We start from the raw sequence: 617 nt of genomic DNA, 5'->3' as shown, positions 1-617 counted from the left end.
GTCGAGACCACCACCGGTCCGCTGGGACAGGGGCTCGCCAACGCGGTGGGCATGGCGCTGGCGGAGAAGGTCCTGGCGGCGCAGTTCAATCGCCCGGGCCATACCATCGTCGACCACCACACCTACGTGTTCCTCGGTGACGGCTGCCTGATGGAGGGCGTCTCCCACGAGTCCTGCTCGCTCGCGGGCACCCTCGGGCTCGGCAAGCTCATCGGGGTGTACGACGACAACGGCATCTCCATCGACGGCAAGGTCGAGGGCTGGTTCACCGACGACACCCCCACGCGTTTCGAGGCCTACGGCTGGCACGTCGTGCGCGATGTCGACGGCCACGACGCCGAGGCCGTGCGGCGGGCCTTCGAGGAGGCGCGCTCGGTCACCGACCGGCCCTCGCTGATCTGCGCCAAGACGGTCATCGGCTTCGGTGCGCCCAACGTCTGCGGCACCCACGGGGTGCACGGCGCACCGCTCGGCGACGACGAGATCCAGGCGACCCGCGAGTTCCTCGGCTGGGAGTACGGCCCGTTCGAGGTGCCGGACACCGTCTACGCCGGCTGGGACGCCCGGAGTGAGGGCGAGCGCGCCGAGGCGCAGTGGCGCGAGACCTTCGCCGCGTA

At 70.8% G+C, this 617-nt stretch carries 1 protein-coding gene; it reads left to right on the top strand.

Annotation, left to right across the window (positions count from 1 at the left end):
- Window positions 1-617: thiamine pyrophosphate-dependent enzyme (locus G7A99_RS23640; protein WP_240466405.1), on the top strand; the 617-nt coding region annotated here is incomplete at both ends.

This window comes from Arhodomonas sp. KWT, from assembly GCF_010993615.1.
This window is presented reverse-complemented; position numbering and strand designations above follow the sequence as displayed.